Origin of the sequence: Metabacillus sp. cB07 (genome assembly GCF_016839225.1) — a bacterium.
Classification (GTDB): domain Bacteria; phylum Bacillota; class Bacilli; order Bacillales; family Bacillaceae; genus Bacillus_P; species Bacillus_P indicus.
Map to the genome: position 1 here is coordinate 191,917 of NZ_CP069296.1, position 18,512 is coordinate 210,428.

General features: G+C 44.5%; 20 protein-coding genes and 1 riboswitch. Of the genes, 16 read left to right on the forward strand and 4 right to left on the reverse strand.

Going from position 1 to position 18,512, the window contains the following annotated elements; genetic code table 11:
• The first annotated feature begins 153 nt into the window (after window positions 1-153).
• Together JOJ89_RS01115 and JOJ89_RS01120 are read left to right on the forward strand one after the other, a co-directional pair.
• A complete protein-coding gene (locus JOJ89_RS01115) occupies window positions 154-1,128 on the forward strand; it encodes a ring-cleaving dioxygenase (protein WP_203290226.1) in 975 nt (324 codons plus the stop codon).
• Window positions 1,129-1,319: 191 nt separating this feature from the next.
• Window positions 1,320-2,048, forward strand: coding sequence for a YqcI/YcgG family protein (locus JOJ89_RS01120; protein ID WP_203289344.1), 729 nt, complete (start codon window positions 1,320-1,322; stop codon window positions 2,046-2,048).
• A 44-nt stretch (window positions 2,049-2,092) separates the two neighbouring features.
• Here the strand turns inward: JOJ89_RS01120 and JOJ89_RS01125 are convergent, their stop codons facing one another.
• Window positions 2,093-3,334, reverse strand: coding sequence for an MFS transporter (locus tag JOJ89_RS01125; protein ID WP_242524645.1), 1,242 nt, complete (start codon window positions 3,332-3,334; stop codon window positions 2,093-2,095).
• Between the two features lie 207 nt (window positions 3,335-3,541).
• On the opposite strand from JOJ89_RS01125, the gene JOJ89_RS01130 reads away from it, so the two are divergent.
• The 6 genes from JOJ89_RS01130 to JOJ89_RS01155 all read left to right on the forward strand — a co-directional run bounded on the left by JOJ89_RS01130 (window position 3,542) and on the right by JOJ89_RS01155 (window position 9,105).
• Window positions 3,542-4,153: a class I SAM-dependent methyltransferase gene (locus JOJ89_RS01130; protein WP_029566318.1), complete on the forward strand. Its 612-nt coding sequence runs from the start codon at window positions 3,542-3,544 to the stop codon at window positions 4,151-4,153.
• Complete coding sequence (locus JOJ89_RS01135) at window positions 4,154-4,645, forward strand: cupin domain-containing protein (protein ID WP_029566319.1); 492 nt, start codon at window positions 4,154-4,156, stop codon at window positions 4,643-4,645.
• Window positions 4,646-5,159: 514 nt separating this feature from the next.
• Entirely contained in the window at window positions 5,160-6,530 is a 1,371-nt protein-coding gene (locus JOJ89_RS01140) for an aldehyde dehydrogenase (RefSeq protein ID WP_203289346.1), read from the forward strand.
• 128 nt (window positions 6,531-6,658) lie between these two features.
• Entirely contained in the window at window positions 6,659-7,384 is a 726-nt protein-coding gene (locus JOJ89_RS01145) for an ABC transporter ATP-binding protein (protein ID WP_203289347.1), read from the forward strand.
• The gene (locus JOJ89_RS01150) at window positions 7,381-8,394 is read left to right on the forward strand and encodes an ABC transporter permease (RefSeq protein WP_203289348.1); all 1,014 of its coding nucleotides are present in this window, start codon (window positions 7,381-7,383) and stop codon (window positions 8,392-8,394) included. Before JOJ89_RS01145 ends, JOJ89_RS01150 begins: the two co-directional genes overlap by 4 nt.
• A 54-nt stretch (window positions 8,395-8,448) precedes the next feature.
• Window positions 8,449-9,105: a TetR/AcrR family transcriptional regulator gene (locus JOJ89_RS01155; protein ID WP_029286276.1), complete on the forward strand. Its 657-nt coding sequence runs from the start codon at window positions 8,449-8,451 to the stop codon at window positions 9,103-9,105.
• A gap of 596 nt (window positions 9,106-9,701) precedes the next feature.
• Here the strand turns inward: JOJ89_RS01155 and JOJ89_RS01160 are convergent.
• The 3 genes from JOJ89_RS01160 to JOJ89_RS01170 all read right to left on the reverse strand — a co-directional run bounded on the left by JOJ89_RS01160 (window position 9,702) and on the right by JOJ89_RS01170 (window position 12,637).
• Window positions 9,702-10,178 (reverse strand): CarD family transcriptional regulator, encoded by a 477-nt coding sequence (locus tag JOJ89_RS01160; protein ID WP_203289349.1) that lies wholly within the window; start codon window positions 10,176-10,178, stop codon window positions 9,702-9,704.
• A gap of 257 nt (window positions 10,179-10,435) precedes the next feature.
• The gene (locus JOJ89_RS01165) at window positions 10,436-11,728 is read right to left on the reverse strand and encodes a Na+/H+ antiporter NhaC family protein (RefSeq protein WP_203290227.1); all 1,293 of its coding nucleotides are present in this window, start codon (window positions 11,726-11,728) and stop codon (window positions 10,436-10,438) included.
• A gap of 124 nt (window positions 11,729-11,852) precedes the next feature.
• Window positions 11,853-11,963, reverse strand: a riboswitch (SAM riboswitch).
• A 185-nt stretch (window positions 11,964-12,148) separates the two neighbouring features.
• Complete coding sequence (locus JOJ89_RS01170) at window positions 12,149-12,637, reverse strand: SMI1/KNR4 family protein (RefSeq protein WP_029566325.1); 489 nt, start codon at window positions 12,635-12,637, stop codon at window positions 12,149-12,151.
• 242 nt (window positions 12,638-12,879) lie between these two features.
• Between JOJ89_RS01170 and JOJ89_RS01175 the strand changes: the two genes are divergently transcribed.
• The 8 genes from JOJ89_RS01175 (at window position 12,880) to JOJ89_RS01210 (ending at window position 18,398) form a co-directional block, all read left to right on the forward strand.
• On the forward strand, window positions 12,880-13,506 hold the full coding sequence (locus tag JOJ89_RS01175) for a TetR/AcrR family transcriptional regulator (protein WP_029566326.1): 627 nt from the start codon (window positions 12,880-12,882) through the stop codon (window positions 13,504-13,506).
• Complete coding sequence (locus JOJ89_RS01180) at window positions 13,503-14,375, forward strand: GNAT family N-acetyltransferase (RefSeq protein WP_203289350.1); 873 nt, start codon at window positions 13,503-13,505, stop codon at window positions 14,373-14,375. The genes JOJ89_RS01175 and JOJ89_RS01180 overlap by 4 nt, the downstream gene beginning before the upstream one ends.
• Window positions 14,376-14,424: 49 nt before the next feature.
• Entirely contained in the window at window positions 14,425-14,742 is a 318-nt protein-coding gene (locus tag JOJ89_RS01185; protein ID WP_203289351.1) for a DUF3889 domain-containing protein, read from the forward strand.
• A 148-nt stretch (window positions 14,743-14,890) separates the two neighbouring features.
• The gene (locus tag JOJ89_RS01190) at window positions 14,891-15,268 is read left to right on the forward strand and encodes a GntR family transcriptional regulator (protein ID WP_029286288.1); all 378 of its coding nucleotides are present in this window, start codon (window positions 14,891-14,893) and stop codon (window positions 15,266-15,268) included.
• Window positions 15,258-16,127, forward strand: a complete 870-nt coding sequence (locus JOJ89_RS01195; RefSeq protein ID WP_203289352.1) for an ABC transporter ATP-binding protein — start codon at window positions 15,258-15,260, stop codon at window positions 16,125-16,127. Before JOJ89_RS01190 ends, JOJ89_RS01195 begins: the two co-directional genes overlap by 11 nt.
• Window positions 16,124-16,822 (forward strand): hypothetical protein, encoded by a 699-nt coding sequence (locus JOJ89_RS01200; protein WP_203289353.1) that lies wholly within the window; start codon window positions 16,124-16,126, stop codon window positions 16,820-16,822. Before JOJ89_RS01195 ends, JOJ89_RS01200 begins: the two co-directional genes overlap by 4 nt.
• Before the next feature lie 130 nt (window positions 16,823-16,952).
• Window positions 16,953-17,552: an undecaprenyl phosphate transporter UptA gene (gene uptA / locus JOJ89_RS01205; protein ID WP_203290228.1), complete on the forward strand. Its 600-nt coding sequence runs from the start codon at window positions 16,953-16,955 to the stop codon at window positions 17,550-17,552.
• Window positions 17,553-17,639: 87 nt separating this feature from the next.
• Window positions 17,640-18,398, forward strand: a complete 759-nt coding sequence (locus JOJ89_RS01210; protein WP_203289354.1) for a class I SAM-dependent methyltransferase — start codon at window positions 17,640-17,642, stop codon at window positions 18,396-18,398.
• Window positions 18,399-18,512: the final 114 nt, after the last annotated feature.

The window sequence follows — 18,512 nt, forward strand, 5'->3', positions numbered from 1 at the left end:
AAACGACCGGGAATGCAGGATTTACATCCAACTATTGCAGATTTACAGCCAACATCCTATCAAATCCCAAATCATTGACATCTGCCTGCAGCGGGTGTATAGTATACCTATAATATCTCGAATTCAAGATAATTTTATGGAGGGATTTACATGCTGCCGTTAAAAGGGATTCACCATGTATCAGCCATTACAGCAAAAGCACCTCAAAACTATGAGTTTTATACGAAAACACTTGGTCTTCGCTTAATTAAGAAAACAGTCAATCAGGACGATGTATCTGTGTATCATTTGTTTTATGGGGATGAAAAAGGAAACCCGGGCACAGAGCTGACGTTTTTTGAAATCGCCAATGCTGGCAGAGTCCATGAAGGAGTCAACAGCATTTCGGCTACGTCGCTCCGCGTGAAAAGCGATGCGGCACTCTCCTACTGGAAAGAGCGCTTTGAGAAGCACAGTGTGGAGCACGGGGAGATTGCTGAAGCATTTGGCCGGCTGACTCTTTCATTCAGGGATTTTGAAGGACAGCGTCTGATTCTGGTATCTGATGAGAACAACGCGGGAGTTGCCGCCGGAACGCCTTGGGAGAAGAGCCCGATCCCGGCTGAATATGCGATCACCGGACTTGGTCCAGTCAAGCTGACAGTGGCTGTTCCTGAAAGAACGATTGAAATTCTGACAGACATTCTCGGTTTCCGGGCGAAAGGCAGGTATCCGTCTGACGTACCCGGCCAGCCGGACATTCAGGTGTTTGAAACGGGAGAAGGCGGCACAGGAGCAGAGGTTCATATTGAAGAGCGCCTCGACCTGCCCCAGGAGCGTCTTGGACGCGGAGGGGTTCACCACGTGGCCTTCCGAGTTGAAAATGAAGAAGAAATGCACAAGTGGATTCAGAAACTGAAAGCTGAACGCATACCGAGTTCAGGATTTGTAGACCGTTTCTACTTCCGTTCCCTGTACTTCCGCGAGCCGAACGGCATCCTGTTCGAGCTTGCAACAGATGGCCCGGGATTTGATACGGATGAGGAACTTGAGCATCTCGGCGAAGCACTCGCTCTTCCTCCATTCCTTGAGCCGCGTCGTGCTGAAATTGAAGCAAAGCTGAAGCCCCTGGATACATCACTCAGCTGACACAGTAAAACCCCGGCCTGATTTTCAGGACCGGGGTTTTAGGTTTATTCATTAACTGTACAATAAAAACTTAAAGGACAAGGTCTTAATTAAACGTTTGTTTAATATTTATTTAATGGATTAAAGCACTTGATTGCAGGGTATGGAAAGAGAGACAAGATGCTGTTCACAATCTATTAAGGAGTGAAACGATGATCACGGTGCCTAAATATTTGCTTGAAAAAGAAGATATGACCAATCCTGAAATCGTTCCCGAATGGGTCATCAGGGAATATCAGAATTTCAGAAGTGTCGTCACAAATAAAACCTTTCCGTGCTACTTCGGCATGGCAGCCGAAAAAAAAGGAGAGCTGAGATATGCGTACATATCAAAAGAAGACTGGTCCAATCTGCCGGAAGCCCTGATTGCGTTTAAAAAGCTGTTTGATGAAGCCGAGAAGCTCATTCGCCATGGTCTGTTCGTGTTCGTTGAACCGGAGGAGGACGAGAAATCGATTCCGTACTACCGGGAGTATTTCTGGAATGTGCTTCAGTACCTTCATGATATCGACAAAGAGCCTTGGCCGAAGGATTACCCGCAGGATCCGGATCATCACCTTTGGGCCTTTTCGTTTGCCGATGAGCCGTACTTCGTCTTTGGAAATGCCCCTGCATACAAGCAGCGGAAAACAAGAGATCTTGGGGCAAGCTTAGTGCTTGGTTTCCAGCCGCGCCGCATTTTTGAAGGGCTCGAAGGCACGTCAGAGGGAGGCAGCATGTCCCGCGAAAAAGTAAGAGAGCGGGTTGAAAAGTGGGATCAGCTTCCAAAGCACCCGAACATCAGCCACTACGGGGATCCCGATCACAGAGAGTGGAAGCAGTACTTTATCGGAGATGACATTGAGCCGATTAAGGGGAAATGCCCATTTCATCATAAGTAAGAAGAAGCTGCCTGGATTGCCCGGCAGCTTTTTTTCTGTGTGTACTATCTGTACTCCCTCAAATCCTTCAGCCTGAACCACCCGATCAGACCGATGACAGTAAGAAGGAAACCGCAAATAAGAAGCACTTGGCCGCCGCCAAAGATATCGGTGAAAAACGAAGCTGCGGCCAGACCGGCAGGAGGGAGGACACTTGTAAGAGCACCAATCGTCCCGAACACTCTTCCCTGCATGCTGCTCGTTACCTGAAGCCTGAGTATGACATTTATGAGCAGGGTACTGAACGAAAATAAAAATCCGATCAGCAAAATGACAGGAATCCCAATCATAGCCGAATCCACTTTTCCAAGGATGACATAGAGCGGTCCAAGCGCGATTGTACTGCCAAGAATGATCATGCCTCTGTGAACCAGTTTCTTTTCAAAAGCCATAATCAGTCCTGCCCCGGCCATATAGCCAAGCGGGATGCTTGCTTCAATCAGGCCGAATTCTGCAGGACCCGCTTTCCACTCTCTGATGGCAATCACCTGAATGATCATCAGGGATGTGGTGAAAAACAGAATGAGAACAGGTGATAGAATCGTGATCGCCCGTGCGAACGGTTCTTGCCATATATATGAGAATCCAGTGAGGAAATCCTGCTTAAACGTTGTTTTCTCTGCAAAGGTCTGCCTGTGCTCGGGAAAATGTTTCACCGCGAGAACGAGAATGACAGATACAAAGAACATAAGCGCATCAATTAAAATGGCCGCAACCCCGCCAAAGGCAGCCACAACGATTCCCCCTGCAGCAAATCCGAGTGTTCTTGCAATGTTGTCTGCAAGACTCATAGCACCTGTTGCTGCCTGGATTTTCTCTTTGCCGACCACATCAATGAGCGAGGCGTTAAATGCAGGACCTTTAAACAGCCCGGATAGCGCAGTGCCTGCAGTAAGCAGGATGATGACCCAGAACGGGGTTTCCACAGCAATTGCTGCGGCGAGGCAAACCACAAGCAGACCCCTGATCAAGTCTGATATCCACATCATTTTTTTCCGGTTCATCCTGTCTGCCGCTGTGCCTGCTATGGAGGCAAAACACGTGGTCACAAGCATATGAGTGATTAGGACCGCAGACATAAGGGCTGCACTGTCATAAGTTTTGAGCACCCAGATATTCAGGGCAATCGTGTGAAACGTTCCTCCGAAAATGGAAAGAGTATACGCGGTGAAGAGCGACAAAAAGGTTTTATTTGTCCATAAGCTTTGCTGCTTCAGCGAGACGTGAACAGACTGAGGTTCACCCATTGTAGTCATCCCCTTTACTTAATCGTTTAAGTTATGCTGGTTCACTATCTATTTAAAAAGTAAAAGCAAAGAACTGACTTAAACGTTTAAGTTAAGAATATGCAGTTTCACCTCAGCTGTCAATCTCTCTTTTTTGAGGCGGGGATTGTTTACAATCATCCAATCGGTGATAAAGATAAGAAAAAGACGGAAATAGAGGTGCGGGACATGTTTTCAGCATTCACAAAAAATTTCAGCAGGCCAAAAGGATTTTTAGGAATTGTGGCAGGAAAGATCATGGCACTTGAGAATACGGCGATTAATAAATGGACGATAGGCAAACTGAGAATCAGGCCGGGAAACCGCATTTTAGAAATTGGATTCGGGCCGGGCTACAGCATTGGTTTCATGCTGAAGCATTATCGCAGAGTCATTATAGACGGGGTGGATGTCTCTGAAACGATGAAGGAGCAGGCGGAAAAGCAGTTCAGCACCTATGTGAAAAATGGACGCGTGAAATTAATGAAGGCCGATGCCGAAACAGTCGAGCTACCTGCGAACACATACGACAAGCTGCTTTCAGTCAACAATTACACGATTTGGAATGACCCGAGAGCAGGGCTTGAAAATCTCACGAGATCCCTGAAGCCCGGAGGAATGGCGGCAATCACGATGCAGCCGAGGGAAGAGGATGCTTCAGCGGAAAAAACGAAAATGTTCGGCAGGCAGATCCGCGATGATATGCTCGCCTGCGGATATGAAGATGTTAGGGTATCCTTTAAAAAAGTGCGTCCTGAACTGACTGTCTGCGTGACAGGCATTAAAAAAGGAGGAAGATGAATGAACGTCCAGCATGAGCTGTTTGAAGGAGACGGAACTATTCCGAACAATACAGAACTTCCGCTGCTCGTATATAAAACCGCTTTTTCTGATAAAGAAGAATTTGAACATGCTTTGAAAAGAAACAGCTGGAACGGAGCATGGGTCAACGGTGTCTATACTTATCATCACTTTCACAGTTCCGCCCATGAGGTGCTTGGCGTACTCGGCGGAAGGGCCGAGGTGCTTTTTGGAGGAGAGGAAGGACGCAAGCTTCTATTGGAAAAAGGGGATGTAGCCATCATTCCGGCCGGAGTCGGCCATAAATGCCTGCAAAAAGATGCGGACTTCCAAGTCATGGGGGCCTATCCTGACAATCAGGAAATGGATATGTGCACCGGAAAACCGGAAGAATACGAGGAAGCCATCAGCCGGATTAAGCAAGTGCCGCTGCCTTCACATGATCCTTTTTTCGGGGAAAATGGACCGATGTTTGAGTATTGGAAAGGTTGATTCTTGTAGGTGCTGAGGGAGTGGCGCAAAAAGCTTGTTGCGTTATAAGGGAAAGTGGCACAACTCCCTAGAATGACGCCACAAAGCTGTTCGCATTATAAGTGAAAGTGGCGCAACTCACCGGAGTGACGCCACAAAGCTGTTGGCAATATAAGTGAAAGTGGCGCAACTCGCCGGAGTGACGCCACAAAGCTGTCTGCAATATAAGGAAAAGTGGCACAACTCCCTAGAATGACGCCACAAAGCTGTCTGTAATATAAGGAAAAGTGGCTCAACTCGCCGGAGTGACGCCACAACCCTGATTGCATCATAAGTGAAAGTGGCGCAACTCCCCGAAATGACGCCACAACCCTGTCCGTACCCTAAGAAAAGTGGCGTCACCGGCCGGACTGCCGTTTAAACTTGCCTGTTTGAATGAATCCAGGTGTCAAAGGTTTGACACGATCACTTCATATCGTGTACTATACGTTTATGAGATTAAACATATAAACACTTGAAAGGCGGTAATAATAATATGGACAACATACAATCCATTCTTGCGGCCCAAAGAGAGTATTTTTTAAAAGGACATACAAGAAAACTCGAAGACCGCAAAAAAAACCTGGTTCGTCTCCGCAAGTCGATAAAAAGAAACGAGCAGGCCATTATAGATGCACTGAATAAAGACTTAAACAAATCTGAGTTTGAGGCTTATACAACGGAAATCGGGATCCTTCTTGAAGAGATCTCTTTTGCCGGCAAACATTTAAAAAAGTGGGCAGCTCCTGAAAAAGTAAAAACGGCGGTTACCCATATCGGCACGAGAGGAAGAATTGTTCCTGAACCTTATGGAACCGCGCTGATTATCGCCCCGTGGAACTATCCCTTCCAGCTTGCTTTATCGCCGCTTGTCGGTGCCATATCGGCAGGGAATACGGCCGTATTAAAACCTTCTGAATTCGCTCCTGCTGTATCCGGCCTGCTGAAACGTATGATTGAAGAGACGTTTCCAAAGGAGTACATCGCCGTTATTGAAGGCGGAATTGAAACCAATCAGCAACTGCTGGCAGAGAAATTCGATACGATTTTCTTTACCGGCAGCGTGCAGGTCGGCAAAATTGTGATGGAGGCAGCATCGAAGCATCTGACACCTGTTACTCTTGAACTTGGCGGGAAAAGTCCATGTATTGTCCACAATGACGCTGACCTTAAGCTCTCAGCCCGCAGAATTGCTTTCGGAAAATTTACAAATGCAGGTCAAACCTGTATTGCACCTGACTATTTAATGGTTCATGAAGACATAAAAGAGGAATTTATGACCCTGCTCAAGTCAGAAATTGAGCAAATGTTCGGCAAGGATCCTCTCCAGAATGAAAAGTACAGCCGAATGATCAGCGAAAAGCATTTTGACCGTCTGACAGAGTTCATCAAGGAAGGGACCATTTTTTATGGAGGCGGGTCAAAGAAAGAGACGCTTACTATTGCTCCGACCATCCTTGGGGATGTAAGCACAGATTCTCCTGTCATGCAGGAGGAGATCTTCGGACCGGTTTTCCCTGTACTCCAGTACAGGGAGCTTGAAGAAGCCATCTCTTTTATCCAGGCACGTCCTAAACCGCTTGCGCTTTATTTATTTACTTCAGGCAAGGAGACAGAAGAGCAGGTGGTCAGCAGGGTTTCTTTTGGAGGAGGCTGCATCAATGATACGCTCATGCATATCGCAACTCCGCACCTGCCGTTTGGAGGAGTAGGAGAAAGCGGAATGGGCAACTATCACGGCAAATTCAGCTTCGATGCTTTTTCTCACTATAAAAGCGTTCTGAATCAGACAACCAGATTTGATTTTAGCTTCCGTTATCCGAATGCGAAAAACAGCTTGAAGATTGTGAAGCGGCTATTGAAATAGAGGCGAACCTTTTTTAAGGTTTGCTTTTTTTCTGCAAAAAATAAGTGATTACTCACTTTACAAAACGTCCTCTGTGTCATATATTATAAGTGAGTAATCACTCACATGTAAAGATCGGAGGGGAAACGATGAGTGAACCAGCTATCGTACTTCAGTCTGTTTCAAAGTCATTCGGAAAGAAAGAAGTTATTCAAGATGTAACATTTAAAGTCGATAAAGGGGAGATCTTCGGACTGCTCGGACCATCCGGTTCAGGAAAAACAACAATCATCAAAATGATTGTGGGAATTGAAGAGCCAACCAATGGAGAGGCAAGTGTCCTTGGCGTCCGGATGCCGGATTTGAATATGCTTAAGAATATAGGATTTATGGCGCAGTCAGATGCTTTGTACTCTGAGCTTACCGGAAAAGAGAATGTGTCCTTTTTTGCTTCGTTAAGCGGACTGAGAGGAAAGAACAAAAAGGAAAGAATTGAATACGTGCTTGATCTTGTCAATCTTGCTGAGCATGCCGGAAAGCGGACCGGAGACTACTCGGGAGGAATGAAGCGCCGGTTATCGCTTGCTATTGCCATGCTGAATGAACCGCAGGTTTTAGTTCTTGATGAACCGACCGTTGGAATTGATCCGATTCTAAGGCAGTCCATATGGGAGGAGCTCGAGCGGATCAGGCAGTCCGGTACGGCTATTGTCGTGACTACGCATGTGATGGATGAAGCAGAAAAATGCGGCAGAATCGGTTTTGTGAGAGATGGAAAGCTTATTGCAGCGGGTACGCCAGAAGAACTGAAAAGCGAAGCAAAAACGGCGACCATAGAAGGGGCATTTTTAGCATACGGAGGTGAGCGAAAATGAGAGTGATGGCCATTGTGATCAGAATCATTCAGCAGTTTTTCCGCGATAAGCGGACACTTGCGCTTATGCTTGTGGCGCCCCTGTTTATCTTGACGCTGATGCACTTTATTTTTGACAGTGAAGCCTATACACCGAAAATCGGAGTGCATGGAGCTCCTGAACAGCTTGTCGCTGCTTTGGAGAAAAATGGCGCAGAGGTGGAGGAGTTCAGCAAAAATGCAGGCAAAGACTACATCGAAGAGAAAGATCTTGATGCATTTCTTGGTGTTGATCAAGGGAAACAGGAGATATTGGTTGAGGGATCAGATCCAAGCGTCAGTAAGTCTGTACTCGGGCTGATACAAAAAAGCGCACAGCCCGGACAGCAAGGGAAGGCAGACATTTCATACGTGCATGGATCAGAGGAAATGTCTTCTTTTGATTACATTGGTCCGGTTCTAATTGGTGTCTTTATTTTCTTCTTTGTCTTTTTAATTTCAGGTGTTTCGTTTCTGCGCGAACGCACAAGCGGGACACTCGACCGGATTATGGCAACGCCGCTTAAACGCTATGAGCTTGTCCTTGGTTATGTGATAGGGTTTGGTATCTTTACAACCTTTCAGGCGATCCTGATTTCCGCTTTCTCGATCAGTGTTCTGGATATGATGATGGAAGGCTCTTACTTTTACGTGCTTCTCATAACCTTCTTGCTTGCCATGACCTCTTTGACGCTCGGCACGCTCCTTTCTGCGTTTGCCGGCAATGAGCTGCAGATGTTTCAGTTCATTCCGCTGATCATCGTCCCGCAGGTGTTCTTTTCAGGTCTGTTTAAGCTGGAAACGATGGCGGAGTGGCTTCAGGCCGTCAGTTACGCTATGCCTCTGAAATATGGTGCCGATGCTCTGCAGGAAATCATGATCAGGGGAAATGGCTGGGAGCATATTGCGAATGATGTATATGTGCTGCTTGGATTTGCCGTTTTATTTCTTGTTCTGAACATCTTTGCTTTGAAAAAAGTGAGAAGACTGTAGTGACTGCTCATTTTCAGATATAATTAATGTATTGATGAATGAGGAGTTTTTTAAATGAGTGAACACTTTTCCATTGAAGAGCTATTGAGGCTGACCGATGAAGATGTGAAAATGAGCGATAAACAGAAAAAGGTCGTGGAAGCGGCCATTGAAATATTTGCCGATAAAGGATTTGCAGCTGCATCAACAAGTGAAATTGCGAAGAAAGCCGGTGTCGCAGAGGGCACAATCTTCAGGCATTATCAGACGAAAAAGGATCTGCTGTTTGCAATCGTAAAGCCAACGATCACCAAATTTGCAGCTCCGTTTCTCGTGAAGAACTTTATCGGAGAGATTTCTAAGCAAAAGCATGAAGATCCCGAGCAGCTCATGCGATTTATCCTGGAGAACCGGTATGAATTTGTGAAAAAAAATCAGCCTGTCGTAAAAATTCTTCTTCAGGAAGTATTCTTTCACGAAGAATTTAGAGGGGAAATCAGAAAAGTTATTGAAACACACGCCATGGAAAAGCTGAAGGAGCTTATCGTTTTCTTTCAGGAAAAAGGGGAAATGGTTAAAATGCCGCCTGAAACGGTGCTGAGGATGATTGTGACCAGCATTATGGGCTTTTTGTTTGCAAGGTTTATTCTTCTTCCGGATTTGGATTGGGATGATGAGGCGGAAAAAGAATATACCATTCAGTTTCTGCTGTATGGATTAATGAAAAAATAAAAAGAGGCTGGGACAAAACCCTCCTCTGAACTGAAAAAGCCGGTGACATTTTACGAGGAGTAAAATGTCACCGGCTTTTATACTTTTTAAATTAAAATATGAAAATTCACTGCCAACCACTAAGGCAGCAGGGTGAATTCCTGAATAACACAGAAAAAGGTGAATTATTCGAAGCCCAGCCTCTTTTATATTTGACCATATGGTGTTACCAATTCGATTATCTTTTTTACATTAAGAAGAAAAAATCACCATTCAATATTGATTATTTTTTTCTGGAAATAACCGGACTGGATACTATTTTGTATACCTAAAACAATGAAAGCCCTACCTCTCTTTCATCCTTACGGCTCCTTGTCCGCGCCAGTGTGAGTCAGGATTGCAAAAATAACTATTTTATCGAGTTTTTTGATGAAACTTCAAACGTTCGTAAAAGAAATTAAAAAAATAGAAATGGATTAGATTGCAGAAATAACAAAAGAGGTGAATGCTCTAATAGTGAGCTGAAGAAGTGGGCTGTTTTTGAAAAGATTTGCTTTTAATAATAATCACATTCCCGTAAGATTCAGGAAGTTGTAAGACATTATCTATAATCAGCCTTAACAGAAACTATTTATTTGATGATCAGTGATTCCTTTAATGACTCCCAGTTCACTAATCAAAAATTCATGTGCGCTATCCAGCATTTTTTTTTCGCTTGTATTAAGTGCTTTTTCTTTCTTCATACGCATTAAATCACGTATAACTTCAGCACCTTCTTGTATGTTGCCGGTTTTAATTTTGTCCGTGTTCACTTTATACCTTTGTTTCCACGACAGTAATCTATCTGATTCTCCATGCTGAAAAATGTGTATGATGTGCTTTAATGCAAGTATGTCAGTAACTGGGCGTATACGTGAACTCAGTATTTTATCCGTAGGAATCATGACTTGCATATTGCCTATTAACATATTTATGACATAATATTGCTGGTTTTTCCCTGATATTTCCTTATCTTCTATAGCTTTAATGATACCGACTCCGTGCATTGGATAAACAATGTTATCGCCAATTTGAAACAAATAATCCACCTCCATATATGGTAACCTTCTAAAGCTTAACATATAGATTATTTTTTATCAAATTTTTAATGATATCATAAATTTATTTTTGGTGTCAACTACTTTTTCCTTTGAAGATCAAAAAAAGAAAATGCAGCAGGAAACGTGTCGGATTACCAATAAAGGGAAGGTGGATTTTCCTGCGAATATCAAAAAAAGCATACTAATTTCTATGCAAATTAGTATGCTGATTGATATATGATTTACCGTGTTATTTAGGACGCTGTTTTTTCTTACGCTGCTTTTCTTTTAAACCGCGGAAACTGTATCAAAATCGCCACAATACCACATAGAGCAATCAGTACCGGATAAAAGGAGTACGGCAGAATGCTTGTCGGGGAGATGGAAGCAAATTCAGCCGCTGAAAGGATCTGCGCACCGTATGGGATCAGTCCCTGGATGCTGCATGAGAAGATATCGAGAAGACTTGCTGATTTACGTTTATCGATTTCATACTTGTCCGCCATATCTTTGGCAAGAGGGCCCGTTGCAATAATCGAGATTGTGTTGTTTGCCGTTGCAAGGTTCGTAGAGCTGACAAGGCCCGCAATCGCAAATTCTGCCCCTCTTTTAGAAGAAATACGCTTCGTCATGGTTTCAAGAATGAAGTGAATGCCGCCGTTTCGCTTGATCAGCTCTACCATACCGCCAATCAGGAGCGAAAGAATGACAAGCTCAGCCATTCCCATGATGCCGTCTGTTATTTTCTGCAGAAACGCTGTTAGTGTGTAGCTTCCGTCTGCCATTCCAATAACTCCGCCGAGGATAATGCCTCCTGCTAAAACAGCAATGACATTTACTCCAAGCAGTGCTGCTGCAAGAACCCCGATGTATGGAAGCATTTTTACCCAGCTGTACGCTTCAGGTGTAACTGGTGCCTGTCCGCCCAGTGTGATGACGACAAGCACAATGCACGTAATAATGGCTGCGGGCAGCACGATAAAGAAATTTGCTTTGAATTTGTCCCGCATTTCTGTTTGCTGTGTTCGGACAGCTGCAATAGTTGTATCCGAGATGAACGACAAGTTATCTCCGAACATGGCCCCGCCAATAATGGCACCCATTGCAAGAGCCACTGAAATGTCTGCCTCTGTACTTATTCCGACTCCAATCGGAGCAAGAGCGGCAATCGTACCTGTAGAGGTACCCATCGCAAGCGAGATAAACGCGCCGATGATGAACAGCCCTGCAATCAGCAGGCTCTGAGGCAGGAAGGACAGTGCCAGGTTAACCGTCGACTCAACGGCGCCCATTCCTTTTGCCACTTCCGAAAAAGCACCCGCAAGAATAAAGATAAAGACCATGATCATTAAGTCAGGGTGTCCCGCTCCTTTTGAGAAACTCTCCACTTTTGATGTGAAGCTTTCTTTCCGGTTCATGATAAGGGCTGCTGCTGCGGCAACAAGGATTGCCACAAGGATCGGCATTTTATAGAAGTCTCCTGTGATGATGCCCGATCCCACAAATAGTCCGATGAAAATAACGAGGGGCAAAAGTGCCCAGCCGTTAGCTTTTGTCTTCATAATAACCACCTTTCGTTTCTTCCGTAATCATAGTGTTCCGCTCTCTGCAGATAAAAACTGACTGCATAAAAAAAGATCTCTTCTTGATAACAAGAAGAGATCCTATATCCGGAATGGAAATAAGCTCTTCTCATTTTTCAAGCGCATGGCTTGCTGGAATTGGCACAGCACTCACAAGGATTGCGAGTCCGCTGCCGAGGCATCACAGGGCCAGTCCCTCTGCCTCTCTTAATAAGAAGATGATATGTGTGTTTTAAAAAATACCTTTACTACATTAAGGGGTTGCGGTGCAAAAGTCAAATGGCAGATTTAACTCGAGTTAAGATCTAAATTATTTTAATTTTTTGTTAATGATGCAATGTGGAAATAAAGAAGTGGAAAAAGTGCCGATACAATTCCGTATCGGCACTTTTTCTATTTATTTCATTTTAACCAGAATAATTCACCTTCAAATTTAATTAGTTTTTCTATAAACTCTTCAAAGGTCATTTTAAGGTTTTGTGGAGGATTGCTAGTATCAATGTCCTCATACAATAAATAATCTTTTTCCCCTCTTTCAACTTTTTGTTCGTCTATTAAAAAATATCCTACATCTGCGTATCTAATTACACAAAAGTATTTTTCCGGAATTAGATGAGAAATAGAGAGAGTTTCTTGTATTATTTCCTTTAAACTATGGACAAAAATGCCACTCCCCCAATCATCAGTGAATATTCTTCCACCATTATGTAAGGTCAAAAACGTCTTATAGTCATCCGGTAAATCAAATTTAAACTCATTTATTTCTTGTAATGAAGCGGGTTCAAAAAACAAACATTTCTTATCTGCTGCCGTACCATCATTTAAATGAATTCGAAATCTACCATCTCCATCTAGATTCGCTTTCAAAGATTCCAAAGTCTCTATGATCATTTTCCACCTCAAAAAGGTAATATTTATTCCGCCAAGGAGTAACAATTTGTTGATGCATTTCTCTTCGAAGGGCGTATAAATTTATCATATCATTATTTCCTCCTCTTTCCAGCGGTCTTATATGATGCACATTCAAAAGCAGTTTTTACTCGATCTATAATCAAAATTGTTTGAATTTTTCACTGTGTATGGAATAATATGGACTATATAGTCGGTTTTAAAAAAAGAAGGGCGGGCTGCAAATGGCTCCAATTGTATCAGAGGAATATAAGGAGAAGAAGAAGCGGCATATTCTGGACAGCTCTCTGAAGGCATTCGGGGAAAAAGGATTTCAGCTGGCCACCATCGATGACATTGTAGCTGAATCCGGATTGAGCAAAGGAGCCATCTATAACTATTTCAAAAGCAAGGAAGACATTTATCTGCAGCTGATGCAAAGGAAGACGGAAGAGAATATAGCAGGGTTAAAAGAACGTTTCCGTAAAAAGGAAACGGCCGAAGAGAAACTCAGACAGTTCTTCAAAAACTATCTGGAGATCAAGCTTTCACCGGACTGGCAGCGGATGATCGGGGTTCACCTTGAGTTTTGGATTCATTCAGGACGGGATGAAGAGCTGAAACGGGTGATGACCGCACGGTATGAAGAGGTTTACCGGACGCTGCTGATGGAGGTTTTGCAGGAAGGAATTGATCAGCTGGAATTCCGGCCGGATGCGGATCCCGCTATTATCTCGTCATTGGTATGGGGAACAATTGACGGCACCTGCCTTCATTATTCTGTCATCGGAAACGATTATCCGTTCCGGGAACAGATGAAGACACTTGAAGAAATGGTGTTTATGTACGTAAGAAAAGGGGAGAGAGAATGATTACATGTAAACGGCTGTCCCAATGTACACTTCAAGATGCACTGATTGCATGGAACAAGGGGTTTGAAGGCTATGATTTTGATATGACTCTCACACTTGAAGCCTTTCTGAACAGACTTGTATTTGAGAATCTTTCACCCGCGCTGTCCATTGTGGCTTTTGACGGAACCGAACCCGTCGGACTGATCTTAAACGGCGTCAGGTCCATTGACGGCAAAAACGTCTCCTGGAACGGAGGCACCGGAGTTGCCCCTGCATTCCGAAGCAAAGGCGTCGGGAAAAAGATGATGGAAGAAGTCCTGTCCATCTATGAAAAAGAAGGAGTCCACACGGCTACACTTGAAGCACTTTCGCATAATGACCGGGCAATCAAGCTGTACGAGAAGATGGGATATCAGACGGCAGATCAGCTTGTTCACCTCGGATATTCGGCTCCATTGACACTCGATCCGCCCGCTCTAACGCATGATATTCACTGGAAAAAGCCGCATAATTTAGCGGAGCACTCTTTTTGCAGCAGGCTGATTCCATGGCAGGTGCAGTGGCAGAACATTCGTGACGGTGAAGCGCTGCTTGCGGTTGAGAACGGAAAAACGATTGGCTATGCCCTTTCAAAACGCAAATACGACGAGGAAGGAAAGCTTTCCGGGATTCTCCTGTTTCAGTGCGAAGCTCACCCTGAGCATGAAAACAAAGAAGATGTCCTTAAATCTCTGCTGCACGAAGCATTTGCGTTTTCAAATAAAGCTGACGTCAGCAGGACAGCCGTGAATTTCCCGAGAGCTCATTCTGTCTGCGGCATTCTTGAAGACGAGGGATTCATCGTAAAAGCAGAGCAGGTCTTTATGGTAAAAGAGATGACTGCATAAAGTTCAGTCCTCTGCAGACCCTATGAGAAAAAGAAAGCGGGTGCTGCACATGAACCGGATTCTTATTCTTCTGCTCCTTTGTCTTCCGGCCGTTCTTGTTCAGGGACAGACTCAAGCCTCGGCTGAAGCTCACGTTCAGTCGTACGAAGAGTACGGAAGAGTAGCTATGAAAAAAACGATGGAAAAATACCCCGGTGCACAGATCACCGATTATCTTCATGTCGGGAAGAAGACAAAAGGCATCATCTCAACAGAAACCTTCAAGCTTGTTCTTAAGGAGCGGGGCAAAACGTTTGAGATTTTCGTCTATGTGGAGTACAGCGAAAAGACGAAAAAGGTAACGAACGTAACATTCAAAGACGCATAAAAGAAACGGATGGCAAATGCCTCCGTTTCTTTTTTTGCCTATTTATTGAAAAAGTTTACAAATAAGTTTGACAATGATTGCCAATGAGATATATAGTTAATTACATAAGTAACTAACCAATGAACAGACAGGAAGAGGGGTCAGTCACATGAATCCATTTTTAGACACTGACAGGCCGATATTTCAGCAGATTGCAGAACAGGTTGAAGACGATATCATCAATGGCTTAGTGCAGGAAGGAGAAAGGGTGCCGTCAACGAATGAATTTGCAGCGCACTATCAGATCAATCCTGCAACTGCAGCAAAAGGAATTAATCAGCTGGTTGAAAAGGGCATTCTTTTTAAGAAAAGGGGAATTGGGATGTTTGTAGCAGACGGGGCAAAGAGCAAGCTGGTTCATCAGCGCAAGGAGCAGTTTTTTGAAGCCTATATCCTGCCGCTGAAATCCGAGGCGCAAAAGCTGAATATCAGTGTGAGCGATTTGAAAGAAATGCTTGAAAAAGGGGGCGGAGCAAATGAACGTTAGCATCACGGGATTAACAAAAGAATATTGGAAAAAGAAAGCATTGGACGCCATTACAATGCAACTTGAAGGGAATAAAATCTACGGTCTTCTCGGCAGAAATGGAGCAGGCAAAACCACGCTGATGCAAATTCTTGCAGGGCAGGTCATGCCTGATGGCGGCGAGGTTCTGATCGGGGGCCAGAAGCCGTTTGAAAATCAGGCAATTACAGAATCGATCTGCCTTATCAATGAAAGCGAAAATTTTAAAAAGGGAATGAAAATCGGCGACATCTTCAAGTTTGCCGGGTACTTTTACCCGAACTGGAGCCTTGAAACAGCTGAAAAACTCCTTGAGGAATTTTCACTGGATAAGAAAATGAAAGTTAAATCCCTGTCAAAAGGAATGGAGTCTGCGCTCGGAATCACAGTAGGACTCGCAAGCCGCTCTCCTATCACCATCTTCGATGAACCGTATATCGGCCTTGATGCTGCAGCCAGAAGCCGGTTTTATGATCTTCTGCTGGAGGAATATGAGGTCCGGGAAAGAACGTTCATCCTTTCCACACACCTTATCGATGAAGTCAGCAGGCTGCTTGAAGAAGTGCTGATTGTTTCGGACGGAAAGCTTTTGATGCAGAAAAATGCCGATGAGCTTCGCGCGGAATCGTTTATCGTGAACGGCCCAAGATCAGATGTATCCGCATTTACAGCAGGAAAGAATGTCATTCACCGCAAAGCATTCGGCAGCATGGAACAGGCAGTGCTGTATGGAGAGAGTAAATCAGAGGCCCAAAAAGCAGGACTCAAAGTAGAGCATGTGCCTGTGCAGGAATTGATGGTTTACTTGACCGAAAAAACGAAAGGCGGGGTATCAGCATGATCAGACAGTGCCGCGGCATACTGTTGTTTGAAGTATTGGACATCCGGAATTCCCTTACGATCTTCTGGAGTATTCTCATTGCATGTATGGCTTTATCCTACGGAATTCAGTTATCAACCGGAGGCAATTTGACGGTTTCAAGCGGAATGGCGGTTTACATTTTCAGCTCGATTGCCGGTTTCCTGACAGTAAAAGAAACGTATCCGTTCAGCATCAAAATGGGCGCGACAAGACGGAATTATTATGTGACGACAAGCTTGTTCCTGCTGATGCTTGCATTGTTTATGGCTGCTTCCCATACTGTATTAATTATGGTGCTCGAAGCAATGGAAGCTTTTGGACCGGGCGAGCTGAAATTGTTCTATCTTTCGATGATCCTTGAAAGTGAGTTTCCGTATTTGACTAATTTTTATGTGGATACTGCCATTTGCTTCTTTCTTCAGGCCATGTTCTTTGTGCTTGGAAGTATTTTTTACCGCTTTGGCCTCCTTGGCGGATATGCTGCTATCGGTCTTGCTGCCGTCCTTCTCTTTATTCCGGCCGTTCGGGATGAATTTATCGCAGTAATATTCAAATTTGGAGGAGAACAGGCGCTTGCATACCACGGAGGCCTGATGGGGGTTGGAGCACTTCTATTAGTGTTAGGATGGTTTATTCTCATAGGTGCCGCTGCCAAATCAGTAATGACAAGATAAAGAGAAAGCAGACCGTTTTCGGTTTGCTTTTTTCTGTTTTTAAGAGATTAGAGGAAGAGGAACAAGCATATATATGTGTGAAAGGCTTGGCCGCACAGGCTGCTGAAATATGAAGAGAAAAGGAGCCATTATGAAGGAGCTAATTTACTCACTGCTTGAGACGCTTGCAGATCTTGGTTATTACGGGATTGCGCTCGGTTTGATGATTGAAATCATTCCGAGTGAAATTGTGCTTGGCTACGGAGGATATTTGATCTCACTCGGCCGGGTAGACTTTACAGGGGCTGTGATCGCCGGCGTTGTTGGCGGAACCTTAGCGCAGCTGTTTCTTTATTGGATGGGGTATTACGGAGGAAGGCCTTTTCTTGAGAAGTTTGGAAAATACCTTTTCATCAGCGGCCATCATCTGGATCTATCTGAAAAATGGTTTGAAAAATACGGAGCTGGGGTTATTTTCACGGCAAGATTTATCCCGGTTGTGAGGCACGCCATCTCCATTCCTGCCGGGATTGGGAAAATGCCGCTGTGGAGATTCACCGTGTACACGGTGGCAGCCATGATTCCCTGGACCATTTTCTTTTTATATATGGGCATTCAGCTTGGCACGAATTGGACGCAAATTAAAGAAGCCGCAGAGCCGTTTGTGCTGCCGATGATTCTCATTATGACGCTTGCTGGCATTGGCTATTACTTAATGAAAAAAAATGAAGCAGGAGAAAAAAGAATCTAAGCGAATTAAACAAACGTTTGATTAAATGTATGTTCAATGCGTTTAGGGCTATTAATAATAGTAGAATGCGCGGCAAGGGGGATGTGAATGTTCAGCCAGTACAGCAAGCTAGCAACAGAAGTATATGATATAGACAAACCGGTGGGCCATTCCTTTGGCGATCTGGAGTTTTACCGGGAACGTCTGCGTGAAGTGCAGGGAAGAATTCTTGAGCCGGGAGCGGGTTCTGGAAGAGTGTACATTCCTTTGCTCCAGGACGGATTCGCCATCGAGGGCATCGATACCTCTCCTCATATGCTTGATTCGTGCAGAAAACGCTGTGAGGAAAGAGGGCTTCGCCCAGTGCTCACAGAAGCAAGCATGAGTGAATTTAAGCTTCCTGGAAAATTTGAGGCTATTATTTTGCCTGCAGGCACTTTTCTGCTGATTGAAGACCGGAGGGAATCTGTCCATGCGCTGAAGAATTTTTATGAGCATTTAACAGAGGGCGGCCGTCTCATTCTCGATCTTGACCTGCAGCCGGAAAAACAGCTGAATCAAGTGTTCACCAGCACGTGGGAAACGCCCGATCAGCACATCATCACAATGGAGGCAAAGCAGGTTGAGTACAGCGTGCTAGAGCAGTATTCCGTGACCTATCTGAAGTATGAAAAGTGGAAAGACGGAAAGCTTTCAGAAACCGAGCTGCAGAGGTTTGCCATGAGGTGGTACGGAGTGAAGGAATTTAAGCTGGTACTAGAACGCCTCGGCTTTACAGACATTGTAATTTCTGCGGACTATACATATGGAGCAGCACCGGAGCATGACCGGCAGACGATTACATTTGAAGCTGTAAAACCGGAATGATGAAAAGGGCACTGGAGATCCCACAAGCGCAGCGAGGAAGCTTCAGGCACTCCCCACGGAAAGCAAGTGACTGAAGCGCAAGGGAACGGGTACGTTAAGTGATAAACTTAAAAT